This window comes from Candidatus Nitrosotalea sp. TS, assembly GCF_011319465.1.
GTDB lineage: Archaea > Thermoproteota > Nitrososphaeria > Nitrososphaerales > Nitrosopumilaceae > Nitrosotalea.
On sequence record NZ_RCMB01000002.1, the window covers coordinates 76,309 to 90,180 of the forward strand.

At 42.8% G+C, this 13,872-nt stretch carries 17 protein-coding genes and 3 pseudogenes; 13 read left to right on the forward strand and 7 right to left on the reverse strand.

Going from position 1 to position 13,872, the window contains the following annotated elements; all coding sequences use genetic code 11:
- Positions 1 to 79: 79 nt before the first annotated feature.
- The 9 genes and pseudogenes from DYY67_RS00850 (at position 80) to DYY67_RS10325 (ending at position 8,065) form a co-directional block, all read left to right on the forward strand.
- A complete protein-coding gene (locus DYY67_RS00850; protein WP_166389923.1) occupies positions 80 to 658 on the forward strand; it encodes a hypothetical protein in 579 nt (192 codons plus the stop codon).
- Positions 652 to 1,221, forward strand: a complete 570-nt coding sequence (locus DYY67_RS00855; RefSeq protein WP_166389925.1) for a hypothetical protein — start codon at positions 652 to 654, stop codon at positions 1,219 to 1,221. Before DYY67_RS00850 ends, DYY67_RS00855 begins: the two co-directional genes overlap by 7 nt.
- 11 nt (positions 1,222 to 1,232) lie before the next feature.
- Positions 1,233 to 2,418: pseudogene (locus tag DYY67_RS00860) on the forward strand (AAA family ATPase).
- A gap of 196 nt (positions 2,419 to 2,614) precedes the next feature.
- The gene (locus DYY67_RS00865; protein WP_166389928.1) at positions 2,615 to 3,280 is read left to right on the forward strand and encodes a hypothetical protein; all 666 of its coding nucleotides are present in this window, start codon (positions 2,615 to 2,617) and stop codon (positions 3,278 to 3,280) included.
- Positions 3,281 to 3,333: 53 nt separating this feature from the next.
- Positions 3,334 to 3,591, forward strand: coding sequence for a metal-sensing transcriptional repressor (locus tag DYY67_RS00870; RefSeq protein ID WP_218584673.1), 258 nt, complete (start codon positions 3,334 to 3,336; stop codon positions 3,589 to 3,591).
- Positions 3,592 to 3,772: 181 nt separating this feature from the next.
- A pseudogene (gene carA / locus DYY67_RS00880) lies at positions 3,773 to 4,854 on the forward strand (glutamine-hydrolyzing carbamoyl-phosphate synthase small subunit).
- Complete coding sequence (locus tag DYY67_RS10315) at positions 4,841 to 4,972, forward strand: hypothetical protein (RefSeq protein WP_255492582.1); 132 nt, start codon at positions 4,841 to 4,843, stop codon at positions 4,970 to 4,972. Before carA ends, DYY67_RS10315 begins: the two are co-directional and overlap by 14 nt.
- A 20-nt stretch (positions 4,973 to 4,992) precedes the next feature.
- A complete protein-coding gene (carB, locus tag DYY67_RS10320; RefSeq protein WP_320415902.1) occupies positions 4,993 to 6,861 on the forward strand; it encodes a carbamoyl-phosphate synthase large subunit in 1,869 nt (622 codons plus the stop codon).
- A 49-nt stretch (positions 6,862 to 6,910) separates the two neighbouring features.
- Positions 6,911 to 8,065 carry an ATP-binding protein gene (locus DYY67_RS10325; RefSeq protein WP_320415903.1) on the forward strand — a complete coding sequence of 385 codons (1,155 nt, stop codon included), beginning with the start codon at positions 6,911 to 6,913 and terminating at the stop codon, positions 8,063 to 8,065.
- Positions 8,066 to 8,133: 68 nt separating this feature from the next.
- Here the strand turns inward: DYY67_RS10325 and DYY67_RS00890 are convergent, their stop codons facing one another.
- The 4 genes from DYY67_RS00890 to DYY67_RS00905 form a co-directional block, all read right to left on the reverse strand.
- Positions 8,134 to 8,616 (reverse strand): transcription initiation factor IIB, encoded by a 483-nt coding sequence (locus DYY67_RS00890; RefSeq protein WP_255492639.1) that lies wholly within the window; start codon positions 8,614 to 8,616, stop codon positions 8,134 to 8,136.
- The gene (locus DYY67_RS00895; RefSeq protein ID WP_166389936.1) at positions 8,609 to 8,767 is read right to left on the reverse strand and encodes a hypothetical protein; all 159 of its coding nucleotides are present in this window, start codon (positions 8,765 to 8,767) and stop codon (positions 8,609 to 8,611) included. Before DYY67_RS00895 ends, DYY67_RS00890 begins: the two co-directional genes overlap by 8 nt.
- Positions 8,751 to 9,086, reverse strand: a complete 336-nt coding sequence (locus tag DYY67_RS00900; RefSeq protein WP_166389938.1) for a hypothetical protein — start codon at positions 9,084 to 9,086, stop codon at positions 8,751 to 8,753. The genes DYY67_RS00895 and DYY67_RS00900 overlap by 17 nt, the downstream gene beginning before the upstream one ends.
- Before the next feature lie 80 nt (positions 9,087 to 9,166).
- A complete protein-coding gene (locus DYY67_RS00905) occupies positions 9,167 to 9,787 on the reverse strand; it encodes an FMN-dependent NADH-azoreductase (RefSeq protein WP_166389940.1) in 621 nt (206 codons plus the stop codon).
- Between the two features lie 137 nt (positions 9,788 to 9,924).
- On the opposite strand from DYY67_RS00905, the gene DYY67_RS00910 reads away from it, so the two are divergent.
- Both DYY67_RS00910 and DYY67_RS00915 read left to right on the forward strand, forming a co-directional pair.
- Positions 9,925 to 10,290, forward strand: a complete 366-nt coding sequence (locus tag DYY67_RS00910) for a winged helix-turn-helix transcriptional regulator (protein ID WP_320415886.1) — start codon at positions 9,925 to 9,927, stop codon at positions 10,288 to 10,290.
- 164 nt (positions 10,291 to 10,454) lie between these two features.
- A complete protein-coding gene (locus DYY67_RS00915) occupies positions 10,455 to 11,081 on the forward strand; it encodes a hypothetical protein (RefSeq protein ID WP_166389942.1) in 627 nt (208 codons plus the stop codon).
- A gap of 37 nt (positions 11,082 to 11,118) precedes the next feature.
- Here DYY67_RS00915 and DYY67_RS11375 read toward each other — a convergent pair whose 3' ends face one another.
- Positions 11,119 to 11,448: a hypothetical protein gene (locus DYY67_RS11375; RefSeq protein ID WP_320415887.1), complete on the reverse strand. Its 330-nt coding sequence runs from the start codon at positions 11,446 to 11,448 to the stop codon at positions 11,119 to 11,121.
- Positions 11,438 to 11,866 (reverse strand): hypothetical protein, encoded by a 429-nt coding sequence (locus tag DYY67_RS11380; protein ID WP_320415888.1) that lies wholly within the window; start codon positions 11,864 to 11,866, stop codon positions 11,438 to 11,440. The genes DYY67_RS11375 and DYY67_RS11380 overlap by 11 nt, the downstream gene beginning before the upstream one ends.
- Before the next feature lie 35 nt (positions 11,867 to 11,901).
- Between DYY67_RS11380 and DYY67_RS00925 the strand changes: the two genes are divergently transcribed.
- A complete protein-coding gene (locus DYY67_RS00925) occupies positions 11,902 to 12,204 on the forward strand; it encodes a hypothetical protein (RefSeq protein WP_166389944.1) in 303 nt (100 codons plus the stop codon).
- Here the strand turns inward: DYY67_RS00925 and DYY67_RS00930 are convergent.
- Positions 12,188 to 12,484: a hypothetical protein gene (locus tag DYY67_RS00930; protein WP_166389946.1), complete on the reverse strand. Its 297-nt coding sequence runs from the start codon at positions 12,482 to 12,484 to the stop codon at positions 12,188 to 12,190. The genes DYY67_RS00925 and DYY67_RS00930 overlap by 17 nt on opposite strands.
- Before the next feature lie 101 nt (positions 12,485 to 12,585).
- Here DYY67_RS00930 and purD point away from each other — a divergent pair.
- A pseudogene (purD, locus tag DYY67_RS00935) lies at positions 12,586 to 13,865 on the forward strand (phosphoribosylamine--glycine ligase).
- The last annotated feature ends 7 nt before the right edge of the window (positions 13,866 to 13,872 follow it).

The window sequence follows — 13,872 nt, forward strand, 5'->3', positions numbered from 1 at the left end:
CTCCGGACGGTGTTACTGTGGTGACACTAGTTGTCGTAACATGGTTTTGATATATCAAAATCCTACCTTGTAATTGAAAATGACAACTCAATCAAAATGGGTAATAGAAGATGAGACTAAAAATCAGGTTGTCCGTGCAAGTACAATCAAACCAAGACTGGACTATGCAACAGAGACAGTCGATGGTATCCTTGAAGTCCTGGTACAAAAAAGGCGCGACTTGAACGAGTCAAACGTGTCACTATACAGAAGGTCTGATGGCACTGCAGAATCGCTCAAAGCACTTGAAAGCGAAGTGCGGCGCGAGCTTGAAATCTCATATGCCGTAGAGTCGCTAAGGCAGGTAAGGCGAAGCCTTGACTCCATTGCCGGCATGGGAAATGTTCCTGCAGGTCTTGCACCTACCATATCTCTTGTAAGAATAGTCAGGTCAAGAATGCTCTCCTTGCTGCCTGCAACTGATTTTGAGCTTGGCGAGCTATCCCTTGTCCTGTCTGGGGTCATAATAGATGCGGCGCACCTTGCAAGCGCCTGTCTTGACTTTGAGAAGGCAAATGAGGAATCAAGAAGGCTGCTAGATGAAGCTAAATTGATTGCCGACTCTAAAATATACAAGCAGTTCCCTAATCTAGATTTCCTGCAAGGCCTCTCATGTTGAATTTTTCAGGAGATGGCACAGAGCAGGATCTATCTCATCCTCTTTTTAGAATAAAGACGCTATCGTCAAAGATCGAGCAAAAAATTGCACAAAAAGACAAGGGAGATGATGGTTTTATTGATACGCTCTCAGTTGAGGAATTAAAGGACCTGCGACAGGTGATTCTTGCATCTGAATACCTGCTTACAAAATATCAGGATAAAAAAGACCTCAAGGTCTTCCTCGAGGAGTTTATTGGAATAATCATGCATGCCACAAACTCTGTCAACGGATTGAGGGACGAACTAGAAGACTTGGTAATATCCGCAGAGGTCGCCCTGCAGCAGATTCACACGCTGCACGATGATGTGACCCAGACTTTGACCCTTGGACGGGGGTCTCAAACAAAACTTGATGACTTTAGGCTGTCCCGCGCATCTACAATCCCATTGCTAAGAGAGCCTGTTGCCTCGCCTGCTATTGAGGCGCCTGCTGTAACACAGCCAAGTTCAATTAATTTAACAAATCCTACTAGACGAGTTCACACCAGTGATTACCTAACAAGAACCGAAGTGGAGATTTAGTTGATAATATTATGAGCCTAGCCCCGCAAGAATTAGAAAATAGTGCAAGTAGATTTGCTGCGGAAGCCATAAAGCTTGACTCTCAAGGAGCACGCGGCATGGCAATATCTAACTATCAGAGGGCAATCGAATCTCTAACAAAACTAATCCATCTATATCCTGAAAACAAACTAAACAGAGTATATCAGGAACGTGTTGCCGCATATCAGAACCGTATCAAGGCACTGCAACTGAATAACGTGGAAGTAGAGCCGGCAGTTGATCCAAAAGCAACCCCTGAAGAGCAGAAGCAGTCTCTGGCAAAAAATGAACTTGACTCGCTGATAATGAAGGAAAAGCCAAACGTCAGCTGGGCCGAAGTAATTGGCCTCGATGATGCAAAAAACGCACTCCGAGAATCTATTGTTTATCCTGCCAAGCGTCCAGACCTGTTTCCACTTGGTTGGCCCAGAGGAATTTTGCTTTATGGTCCTCCGGGATGTGGCAAGACCGTACTTGCGGCAGCTACTGCAAGCGAGATTGACGGATATTTCATTAATGTAGATGCGGCATCCATGATGAGCAAATGGTTGGGTGAGGCAGAAAAAAATGTCTCAAAATTATTTACCATGGCAAGAGGAATGGCTGAAAAAGAGGGATTGCCAGTAATATTGTTCATAGATGAAGTGGATTCACTTCTTGGAAACCGCAACAGCGAGATAGGCGGAGAGATTAGAGTCAAAAACCAATTCTTGACCGAGATGGACGGCATCAACGGAAAAGGAAAAGATCTCAAACTCTATGTCATAGGGGCAACCAACAAACCCTGGAGTCTTGACTGGCCATTTCTTAGACGATTCACAAAGAGAGTCTATGTATCACTTCCGACACTAGAGGCGCGAGTCAACCTCTTTGAGCTATATACTGCACCGCTTCAAAAGGAGGAAAAGGCAAAACCTGCCGAGCTTGCAAAACTTGCAGACGGATACAGCGCAAGTGACATCAAAGACATTTGCCAGTCTGCACAGCTAATGGTTGTAAACGATTTGTTTCATTCGCCCGCATTTCAGGATCCCTGTAGTTGGAGAATCCCCGCCACAGCCACGTCAGATTACCATGTCTGACTTTAAAGAAATCATAACAAGACGAAAGCCAAGTGTAAGCATGGAAATGATTCGCGCCTATTACAAGTGGAGCGACCAGTTCAAGGCACTGTAGGTTTTACTATTCTGGTTCAAAAATCTTGTAAGTTCCAGACAAGGGCAATAAACTGACTGAACAATTCTTAGTGGATATTATCTTCACATTAATCGCAGGTCTTACAGGATTCTAATTACTGATGCCCTGTCCTAGGGGGGAGGATATATTTTTTAGGAACTTATTTTCAATTTTAATTCAAGGAACACATGTTTGAATGATTGGCCTTCTTCCCTACGTGATAGGAGCCGCGGTAGTTGGAATACTGCACATGTCAGCGCCTGACCATTGGGTTACACTTTGTGTCCTTGCAAGGAACAAACAGTGGGCACCCAAAAAGCTATTCGGAATATCATTTGTAGCGGCAGTCGGTCATGTGGGCCTGTCTGTTGTTATGGGTCTTGCAGTAGTAATTCTTGGTCTCGTATTCTCACACTTGATTTCATACTATCTTGATACTGGAATTGGAATTATCATGGTTGGGGCGGGGCTAATCGTCGGGATCAAACCACTTGTCGTAAAAAGAGACCATCATCATGACCACGGACATGAACACAATATCGATACTCATGATAATGAAGTCAAGGAAGGTGTTGGCAAACTGACCCAGGGAATGGGGTATTTTGCTGTTCTAGGAGCTGCTCTTTCGCCTGATCCTAGCATTATACCAATTTATCTTTCAGCAATATCAGCGGGGTTCTATTTTGCGTTGGAGCTATCTGCAGTGTTTGCAATTGCTTCGATTCTAACACTCTTGCTTTTAGTCAAGCTCGGTACAGTGGGACTTGCAAAAACCTTCGAGAAAATTCCAGAAAAATACAATGACTCACTAGTAGGTTTTGTAATTGCTGCCATAGGAGTTTATGTTCTTGTTGCCAGATAGGTTGGATAAACCATCCAATTAGATAAATATCTCAATAGGTACAAAATAGATCAGTGACTCATCATAAATTGCCTGAAGTAAAGAAAAGATTGGCAAGGATAGAGGGACATGTTAAAGGCATAAGGAAAATGATTGATGATGAAAAGGGATATCCTGAGATTGTACAGCAGATCACAGCGGTCAGAGCGGCTCTTGATAGTACCATGGAGATAATAATTCAGGATCTTGTGGATCATGTTAACCTCAATACAAATACTAGAGGAAAACAGGCAGCCAATGATCTAAAGAATACAGTATCCAAAATTCTATAGGGTACTGGCAAGAATCTGTCTTTGAAACCTGAAAACAAAAAAAACAAATTTAGATCGGCATAAAACTTAAATTCGTATTATTCTGCAGTTGCTGAGGGTCACAGAAATTCCAACAAAAAAAGCCAAACATGTAAACAAGTTTGGTAAGCTTGTTTTGGAAGATGGCACTGTTTTTGACGGAATGGGTTTTGGTTATTCTACAACTGTCTCAGGCGAGGCAGTATTCAATACGGCATGTCAGGTTATACTGAGGCGCTAACTGACCCGTCATACAGTGGGCAGATTTTGACACTTACCTATCCATTGGTGGGAAACTATGGCATTCCAGATGTTTTAGAAAAAGATGAGGATGGAATCCAAAAATATACTGAATCTGACAGGATACAGATTCGGGCACTTGTGGTGCATGAATTGTCACTTACCGCAAGCCACTGGAATCTTGACATGACGCTAGATGAATGGCTGTACAATGAAAAGATTCCTGGAATTGCAGGAATTGATACAAGGGCACTTACGACAAAACTTAGGACAGAAGGTGTCATGATGGGAATACTTGCAGTGTCTGAAAAAGAGATTGATGAGAAGCACTCAAGGCACAGCTTGCAGTCTGCCAAAAAATACAACGATGACGAATTCATGTCTGATAGTGTCCACAAAAGAGCCCAAGACATATGGTACTGGACAAGAATCAATTGTAGTCGTAGACACTGGTGTCAAAAATGCGATACTGCGCAATGTGCGAAAACTTAGGATACAAGGTGGTCTGTGTTCCGTGGAACTATTCACTGGAAAAGATCATGTCATATGAACCAAAGGGTGTGGTCATAGCAAGCGGTCCTGGGGATCCGATAAAATGCGACAAGACCATAGACACTGCAAAATCATTGATTGAAAAAAACATTCCAACACTTGGGATATGCCTTGGCGCGCAGATTCTGGGTCTTGCAGGTGGCGCAAGCACATACAAGCTAAAGTATGGTCACCGGGGGACAGAACAAGTCGTGCATTGACCTCGATACCAACCAAGTTTACGTGACAAGCCAGAACCATGGATTCTGTCTAGATCCAGATTCTCTAAAGAAGACTGATTTCAAATTGTGGTTTACAAATACTGATGACAAAACAGTAGAGGGAATACGACACAAAGAAAAAAAGATAATTGCAGTACAGTTTCATCCAGAAGCGTCACCTGGTCCTTTTGATTGTATGTTTGTTTTTGAAGAGCTCAAGCGACTGATAGGGGAGGACAATGCCAAAAGATGAGTCGCTAAAGAAAATATTGGTTCTTGGCAGTGGGGCAATTAAAATCGGAGAAGCAGGCGAAAGTCACAAAATGACCGCCAATTCGACTACTCCGGTAGCCAGTGTCTCAAGGCCATAAAGGAAGAAGGGATACAAAGCATTCTTGTAAATCCAAACATTGCAACAATTCAGACTGACACAAGATTTGCAGACAAGGTGTATTCAATTCCAGTAAACCCTCAGTACGTAGAGTCCATCATCGAATCTGAAAGGCCAGATGGTCTGATGCTTGGGTTTGGTGGACAGACTGCCCTGAACTGTGGAGTAAAACTCGAAGAGATGGGTGTTCTCAAAAAATACGGCGTCAGGGTACTTGGAACTCAGGTGTCAGGAATCAGGGCAACAGAAGACAGGCAGCTCTTCAAGGATGCCATGATAGAGTGTGGTGTTCCAGTACTGAAAAGTAAAACTGTTTACAACTTTGAGCAGGCAAAAGAGATTGCAAATGAGCTTGGCTATCCTGTAATCATACGCGTCGCATACACGCTGGGTGGAAAGGGAGGAGGAGTGGCTCACAATGAAATTGAATTGCATGAAATAGTGACAAGAGGTCTTAACGCAAGTCTTGTGGGGCAGGTACTCATCGAGGAGTATGTCGGACACTGGAAGCAGATAGAGTATGAGGTCATGGCAGACTATGATGGCAACAATGTCATAATTTGTAATATGGAAAATGTTCTTTCAATGAGGGTTCACACTGGTGACAATGTCGTTGTTGCACCATCGCAGACACTTGACAATCATGAATACCAGATGCTAAGGTCTGCGGCACTGCGTGCTGCAAAGCATGTTGGAATAGTTGGTGAGTGCAACGTCCAGTTTGCACTTGATGCAGATTCTGACAAGTATGTTGCAATAGAGATGAACCCTCGGCTTTCTCGCTCGTCTGCTCTTGCAAGCAAGGCAACAGGATACCCGATTGCATACATGGCAGCAAAGATTGGGATGGGTTACACACTGTCTGAGCTTGTAAACCGTATCACAAAGACTACCACTGCATGCTTTGAGCCATCACTTGACTATATTGTATGCAAGCACCCTCGATGGGATTTTGGCAAGTTTGAGATGGCAAACCGAAGCCTTGGGCCTACAATGAAATCCGTGGGAGAAGTGATGGCAGTGGGGCGATGCTTTGAGGAATCATTTCAAAAGGCAATCAGGATGCTTGAGATTGGAAACGACGGCTTGGTTGCAAATCGCACACCTGACAAGGTTTACGATATCGAAGATCTGGAAGACAAGCTGCAAAAGTCAGACGACCGTATACTGTACCACGTGGCAGCTGCACTGCGACAGGGAATTTCTGTTGCAAAAATATACAAGCTTTCTGCAATAGACCCGTGGTTTATTGAAAAAATTCAAAACATTGTAGAGACTGAAAAAAGTCTCAAAGAAACAAAACTTGATTCTGATAAACTACGTCATGCAAAAGAGATTGGATTCTCAGACAAGCAGATTGGAAGACTGACAGGAAAAGACGACATGGATATTCGAAAGATGCGAAAAGAGTTTGGAATTGTTCCAGTAGTAAAACGAATAGACACACTTGCAGCCGAATGGCCGGCGCAGACAAACTATCTGTATCTGACATATGGCGGAAAGACAAATGACTTTGAGGTAAGCTCTACAAATGAAAAGATTGCAGTGCTAGGTGCAGGACCCTACCGCATCGGTAGCAGTGTAGAGTTTGACTGGGGAACTGTAAACATGGTGTGGGGACTCAAGGAAAATGGCGTAAAGGAGGTCTCTGTGATAAACTGCAATCCGGAAACCGTATCAACTGACTATGATATTTGTGACAGGCTCTACTTTGAAGAGTTGACACTTGAGAGAGTTTTAGATATTGCAGAATTTGAAAAATTGACAGGAATTGTGACTGCAGTTGGCGGCCAGACTGCAAACAATCTGACACCCGAAGCTTGCAAAGCATGGAATCAAGATAATTGGCACGTCGTACGAGGACATTGACAGGGCTGAGAACAGGTCTCACTTTAGCAAACTGCTCGACGATCTTCACATAAGGCAGCCTCCATGGCAGGCATTCTCAAGCCTGTCTGATGCCAAAAAGTTTGCACTAAAGGTGGGCTATCCGGTTCTTGTAAGGCCGTCTTACGTGCTAAGCGGCGCTGCAATGAAGGTTGTCTGGTCCGAAGAGCAGCTCAAAAGATATCTTGACGAGGCAACAAACGTCTCGCCAGACTATCCTGTCGTGATTACCAAATTCATGCTAAATTCCTTGGAGGCCGAAGTTGACGGCGTATCTGATGGAAAAAATGTAGTCATTGGTGCAGTACTTGAACACATTGAAGGGGCAGGCGTACACTCTGGGGATTCAATGATGTGCATTCCTCCATGGAGCTTGTCAAACAAGGTCATTGATACAATACTTGATTATACCAAAAAAATTGCAAGCGCATTTACAATAAAGGGTCCGTTTAACCTGCAGTTTTTGATAAACTCAGATCAAGTGTTTGTAATTGAGCTTAACATCAGGGCATCGCGATCCATGCCGTTTGTGTCAAAATTTGTAAGGATGAATCTTATCCGCCTTGCGGCTCAAGCAGTACTTGGAAAATCTCTTCCGGCAGTTCCGCATGACCGGTGGAGAAAAATACACAACTATGGAATCAAGGTACCGCAGTTTTCATTTATGCAGCTAGAGGGTGCTGACGTGGTACTTGGAGTGGAGATGCAGTCAACAGGAGAGGCTGCATGTTTTGGTGAAAGTTTCTATGATGCACTTGCAAAGGGGCTGATCTCTGTTGGATATTCTCTGCCAAAGGAAGGGTCTGTCTTGATAACAGCTGGAGGCTCTGAGAACAAGGAGAAGCTATTGCAGACTGCACTGTTGCTCAAAAGCCTCGGCTACAAGATTTTAGCAACAGAGCACACTGCAGAATTTTTGTCAGACAAGAGGATAGGTGACGTGGAAATTGTATACAAGATAAGCGAGCCTCAAAGAAAGCCAAACATTGCAGACATGCTGTACCAACACAAGATTGACTTTATCATAAACGTACCAAGCACATCGACACTTGAAAAATATGTCGGCATGTTATACGACGAGTATCAGATAAGAAGAAAGGCAGTAGAGCTTGGCATCCCTGTGCTGATAACTACACGAACTTGCAGACTCTTTTGCAAAGGCACTAGAGTGGCTAAGGCACAATGAGACCACGAAAAAACCACTAGAGTCGTACGAGCCAATCCAGTAGGTTTTCTGCTAAACTTGGAATAGTCCTAGCTTTCAATGCCGAGGCTTTTTCTTAAGATTCTTGCAACGTTTCTAATTGTCACGCTGCTAACCCCTGATGCCTTTGCAATATTGTTCTGGGTGAACTCTTCTTCGTTTAGTATGCCTGACATGAATATGGCAGTTGCTGCAAGGGATACAGGACTTTTACCGTCTGTTATTCCCTTTTCTTTTGCCCTGTAAAGTATGTCAAGCGCATCCCTTTTTGCCTTTTCACTTGAACCAACAGCTGTTCCTATCTTTGATATGAATTCTGATGGATCAAAGGCATCTACTTGCAAGTCTAGTGACTTGACAAAGATTCTGTAATTTCTTGACAACTCTTTGACTGTTATGTTTCCCTCATGTGCAATATCGCTCAAGGTCCTTGGAACATTTGATTCCCTGCAGGCAATGCACAATGCAGAAAGAATCATTCCTTTGATGGTCCTTCCCCTGATGATGTTTTTTGCAAGTGCCTTTCTATACAGATACGCTGCCCGTCTCTACTACTGCATCAGAGATTTCAAGCTTTGACTGTATCGATGACATGACAGCAAATGCTGCACGCAAGTTTCGCTCAGTAGAGTTTACCTTGCTTCTGCTATCCCATGTCCTCAATCTGCTAAACGTGTACTTCATGTAGCCTGAGATGGAATTTCCTGCAGCATCCTCTATTTGCATTCCCAATTATTGTTGACAGTCCCTTGTCATGGATGGAAAGCGTTGATGCCATCCCAGTTCTGGTGTTATTGTTGTAATCTTCAAGTGTGAATGATTTTTGCTCAGGTGTCGTGTCTTCCACCTTGTCTACTAGAACGGCACCACAACTTGAGCACAAGATCTCACCGCGTACTGTGTCAGTAATCAGTGGCCCATGGGATTGCCTCCCTTGGACGCACTCGTCTCTTGTGCTTTTTTGAACTATACATTTCTGTCCGGATTTGCTATTAACTACCATTTGTATATCTAATATAGTATTGAAAGTATTTAAACACTAAAGTAAGGAATTGGATATCAGGTGAAGCAGTGTAAAGCGACCTATTGGTACCATTCGTGCGCAATTGCCTGTATCTCTTCTAACGCCTTTGCCAAATTGCTTGACTTGGTATTCTCTGCGCCGTTCATTCCTTCTGCAAGTATTCCCCTCACCTCGCTGAAACCCATGAATTGAAATTCCGAGTTTGAAAGGGACACTGCATGCTCCCATGCTTTCATGGGTCCTGTGCTGTAAGAGCCACCGCTAGAAACAATTGTCAGCGCTTTTTTCCCTTTCATCAATCCTGCATATTTTCCATCTTGTGCATTCCATGTGTGGCCTTTTAGCATTATAGAATCAAACCACGCCTTGACCACAGCTGGCATGGAAAAGTTGAACATTGGATATGCAAGAACTACAATATCTGATGATTTTACCTGCTCTGTCATTTTGTCCATCTTGGACAAGAGATTTTTTTGCTCTGCTGACAGGTTCTGCTTTAGGTAATCTCGCTGGATGTATGCCATGAGGTTATCATCCAAGAACATGTCAGGTGTGTTTTTTGCAAGATCTATCTCTTCAATTGTAGAGTTTTTTATTTTGGACTTGAATTCTGTTAGGATCTTTTTTGTGTTGGAGCGCTCTCCGCGTGGAACGTATTTTACAACAAGTGTCTTTGTCATGGCTTTTTACCTAAATTTTCTATACTAGATATAAAAAAGTAAGTATTTAAATCAGGAAGTAACTATCGGTAAATTAACTGAGGTTGTGGTAAGTTGAAAGAAGAAGAGTGCAGCATACTTGCAGGTAACATGAAGGCGTGCCCATTGACAATACTTTTGCAATAATTGGCAAAAAGTTTACGGTACACATTTTACGAAACATGACACGGCTGAACCAAAGCAGATTCAACGAGTTTTTGGATTCTATTGAAGGAATAAACCCCAAGACCCTGTCTGCAAGGCTTCGCGAGATGGGAAAAAATGGACTCATTGAGAGAAAGATCTATCCTGGCACTCCTGTGAAAATAGAGTATTCCATGACTGACAAGGGCAAGGCGTTGACGCCGATTCTTGAGCAAATGGCTGCATTTTCCATGCAGTACTGTGCAAAAGATGTCTTCAAGGACGGAAAACCTCGTGCGTTCAAGCAAGTGTTTGAAAAATCGCCTGCAATTGTAAAATAAAATTCTAAAAATTAATCGCGTTTACTCCATTCTAGTCTAGTTTTTTCTAAAATTTGTGGCTATTTTCAATATTTACGTCTTTTACTTTAGCTCTAAATCTTGAATCTTAATTGGTAAAAACAATTGATATTATTTATTATAATTTCAAACAAAAACGAAACAAAATGAAGGGGTTGCTATTCTTGGCACTATTGGTATCAATAGCATTGCTTATTCATACTGCATATGCTGAAGGCATGGGGGTTGCAGCAAAGCCGGGCAAAAACAACCTTGAATCATACACTGACCCTGTGTTTCTTGGAATATTTTCATACGAGTCAAGCGGCCCGATAGTAAATTCGCCTAGCATCAGTAGCTCTAATCTGGTTACACAGGCTCCAACTATTGTCCCAATAATTCCAAATGTTGTTCCAGTGATTCCAAATGCAACTCTGATAGCCCAAAATGTGACTTCAGATGAAAATGCCACTGCAGACTGGCTTGCGCAATTTAGTCCATTTACACCGCAAAATGCATATTCCACATTTGTGTCCCAGCTAAACCAGACAGTCCAGGCCATCTTCTGGGGCCAGTTCAACTATACTGAACAGAAAACAAATGAGGGCCTTGCAGCGATGAACCAAGTCAAGCAAAATGGGGGTAGCGCAGAGCAGGCAAGAGAGGCGTTCATACAAAACGCAAGCACATCTAGAAGCGATATCACAACTGTCAACAACAACCTCAATGTACAATATGGACACGCAAACAGCACGGTGCAGCAAGAGTTTGACCAATGGGGAAACTTGCGCTGATTTTATCTAGTTTGAAGAAATCTGTTTTGATAATGTTCTAGAGAACACTTGATATTATTGACTCATTTCCAATTATGGAGCCGTCAAGTGTTACTATCTTTGCAGATTTTGGTGCCTTGATTGCATTTATCAGAGGCGAGATTGATTTTTTGTAAGACTTTTTGAATGTCGCATAAAAATACCTGTTAAATGATGGCACAATGATAATTTCTATCTCGCCTGCTGTGGAGGGAAATATCTGGCTTTTTTCCACTTTCATTGAAACCCACACTCGCTGGCCGTCCAAGACTGATCCTTCATGAAAATATACTGGATGAACATGACCCATGACGATCTTGGAAATGTGGGACAAGTTCTCAGATGGCATCACATGGCCATGTGTCAGCAGTGTATCCCCTATCACAATTCCTGACGGGCTCGATACTGTTACCCAATCTGGAACAAGTTTCTGTATGTTGCCGTCGTGATTTCCTGGAACGACAAATGGTTTCAATCTTTTTTCCAATCTCAAAGAAGAGTGGCACTATATCCCATTCTATCTTTGATATTGATTCAACACTTGATTTTACATCGCCTAGCAGTACTAGCGAATCTGGTTTTTCTGACTCTATTATTTTCTCTAAACTCTGTATGGTTTCTGCAATGATTTCCTTTGGACCAATATGGATGTCATTTGCTATGATCTTGCTTTCAAATCCAATGTGCAGGTCGGTCACAACAAGATATCTCTTCTTGTCTTCCAAAATAAGGGCAGGCTGTGACTGGACCAGCCTTGTTAGAACCATCAAAGATAATATGATTAGTTTTGAATTAAATTCTTGTGACAAGACGAGGCGACGCTGATTCGATAGTCTCTGAGAGGGGAGTAAAACTGCACCACTTTGAGCCAAGCGGGCGAAAGATCTGGACTGTAGTTGGAAAGGAAAATGAGCACTGGCTTGACCCTGAGTTGGGATTTTGCTCGTGTGCTGATTTTTACTATAATGCATTGAGTACGGGTGGGGAATGTTATCATCTAAAAGCTGTAAGAATTGCGCAGGAACAGAAAAAAATAGAGACTGTAAAATTTTCTGATTCAGAGTTTGAGAGTTTTGTTTCTGCTCTTGTCAGAGACTTACTGTGAACAAGTCTTCTTTTGCAACGCCCTTCCACAGGCCAATCATGCCTTCTGGCTTTACCGGTTCCACCTTTGTTATCTTTTGAATCTTGATGTGGTCAGGATTTGGAGGCATCCACAGCATTGCCATGTAATCGCCTACGGTACCCACTGCATCAGGTTTTGCAGATGTGATTTTGTCTTTTGCAAATCCCTTTGACACTAGAGCATCAATTGCCTTTTGTTCTAGGTCGCGTCTACCGTGGGTGAAAAGATAGACTGATTTTTGAGAGTCTATTGTGCTCATGGTGTGATGATCTTTTCAATCGTTAATCAATATTTCGACAGTGTGAAATTTTTGCCAAAATCAGTTGTTAGCTTTTATACGAGTCAAATAAAGAAAAATCATTGGTTGACATTTTAGTTGTAGGCTCTGGTGGACGCGAGCATGCACTTGGATGGAAACTCTCGCAGAGCCCAAAGGTTGGAACCATATATCACGCGCCAGGAAACGGTGGAACCTCAAATAATGTGGATATCGAGGTCCACGAGATTGAAAAATTGGCACAATTTGCATCTGAGAAGAAATGTCTTACAATAGTGGGACCTGAGGTGCCTTTAGCTGCAGGAATTGTGGATGTGTTTGCAAAAAAAGGCCTTGCAATATTTGGTCCAACACAGGATGCTGCAAGGCTTGAATCAAGCAAGGTCTGGGCAAAAAATTTCATGAAAAGAAACGGCATCCCTACTGCGCGCTTTGAGATATTCGATGACGCGGCAAAGGCAAAAGAATACGTAAAATCAGTTGACTATTCTCTTGTAGTAAAGGCAGATGGCTTTGGCAGCTGGAAAGGGCGTGATTGTATGCAATGATAAACAAGAGGCAATCTCTGCAATTGACAAGATTCTAGTTGAGAAGAGCTTTGGTGCGATCAGGTGCTAGAATTATTTTAGAAGAGAGAATTGACGGTGTAGAGGCATCATACATTGCAATCTCTGATGGTACGGTTGCGTATCCAATGGCAACAAGTCAGGACCACAAGCGAGTCTATGATGGCGACAGGGGACCTAACACCGGTGGTATGGGTGCATATTCTCCAACTGGTGTCATTGATGATACCTTGGCACAAGATATCCAGAAAAATGTAATTGAAAAAACCATATCATGTATGAAAAAAGAAGGGACGACATTTTGCGGATTTTTGTATGCTGGAATAATGGTAAAAGACGGCAAGCCTTTTGTTTTAGAGTTTAATGCAAGGATGGGAGACCCAGAGTGCCAGCCAATACTGATGAGGATGGATTCTGACTTGGTTGATTACATCCAGGCAAGCATTGACGGAACACTGTCCAGTCTTCCCAAGATATCATGGAAGCGTCAGAGTGCAGTATGTGTCGTACTTGCTTCAAAGGGATATCCAGAGTCTTACCCAAAAAATGAGGAAATTTTGGGTCTTGATGTGCAAGATAGTAACTCGTATGTGTTTCATGCCGGAACAAAGCGTGTTGATGGCAAGGTCTTGACAAATGGCGGACGTGTGCTAGGGGTCACTGCAACTGGAGATACATTGCAGGATGCAATCTCTAATGCTTATGTCAGAATTGAGAAGATTAACTGGCCTAGCAAATACTGTAGAACAGATATTGGGAAAAAAGGACTCGGACCCTCTGTGGATTCAGACATGTAGGGATGCT

What these genes read in the sequence shown, in the direction of transcription:
- DYY67_RS11380 (WP_320415888.1), bottom strand. Translation starts at nt 11,866, where the DNA reads ATGGTTCTAACAAGGCTGGTCCAGTCACAGCCTGCCCTTATTTTGGAA.
- DYY67_RS11375 (WP_320415887.1), bottom strand. Translation starts at nt 11,448, where the DNA reads ATGCCATCTGAGAACTTGTCCCACATTTCCAAGATCGTCATGGGTCAT.
- DYY67_RS00850 (WP_166389923.1), top strand. Translation starts at nt 80, where the DNA reads ATGACAACTCAATCAAAATGGGTAATAGAAGATGAGACTAAAAATCAG.
- DYY67_RS00915 (WP_166389942.1), top strand. Translation starts at nt 10,455, where the DNA reads ATGAAGGGGTTGCTATTCTTGGCACTATTGGTATCAATAGCATTGCTT.
- DYY67_RS10315 (WP_255492582.1), top strand. Translation starts at nt 4,841, where the DNA reads ATGCCAAAAGATGAGTCGCTAAAGAAAATATTGGTTCTTGGCAGTGGG.
- DYY67_RS00900 (WP_166389938.1), bottom strand. Translation starts at nt 9,086, where the DNA reads ATGGTAGTTAATAGCAAATCCGGACAGAAATGTATAGTTCAAAAAAGC.
- DYY67_RS00905 (WP_166389940.1), bottom strand. Translation starts at nt 9,787, where the DNA reads ATGACAAAGACACTTGTTGTAAAATACGTTCCACGCGGAGAGCGCTCC.
- DYY67_RS00865 (WP_166389928.1), top strand. Translation starts at nt 2,615, where the DNA reads ATGATTGGCCTTCTTCCCTACGTGATAGGAGCCGCGGTAGTTGGAATA.
- DYY67_RS00930 (WP_166389946.1), bottom strand. Translation starts at nt 12,484, where the DNA reads ATGAGCACAATAGACTCTCAAAAATCAGTCTATCTTTTCACCCACGGT.
- DYY67_RS00855 (WP_166389925.1), top strand. Translation starts at nt 652, where the DNA reads ATGTTGAATTTTTCAGGAGATGGCACAGAGCAGGATCTATCTCATCCT.
- DYY67_RS00895 (WP_166389936.1), bottom strand. Translation starts at nt 8,767, where the DNA reads ATGAAGTACACGTTTAGCAGATTGAGGACATGGGATAGCAGAAGCAAG.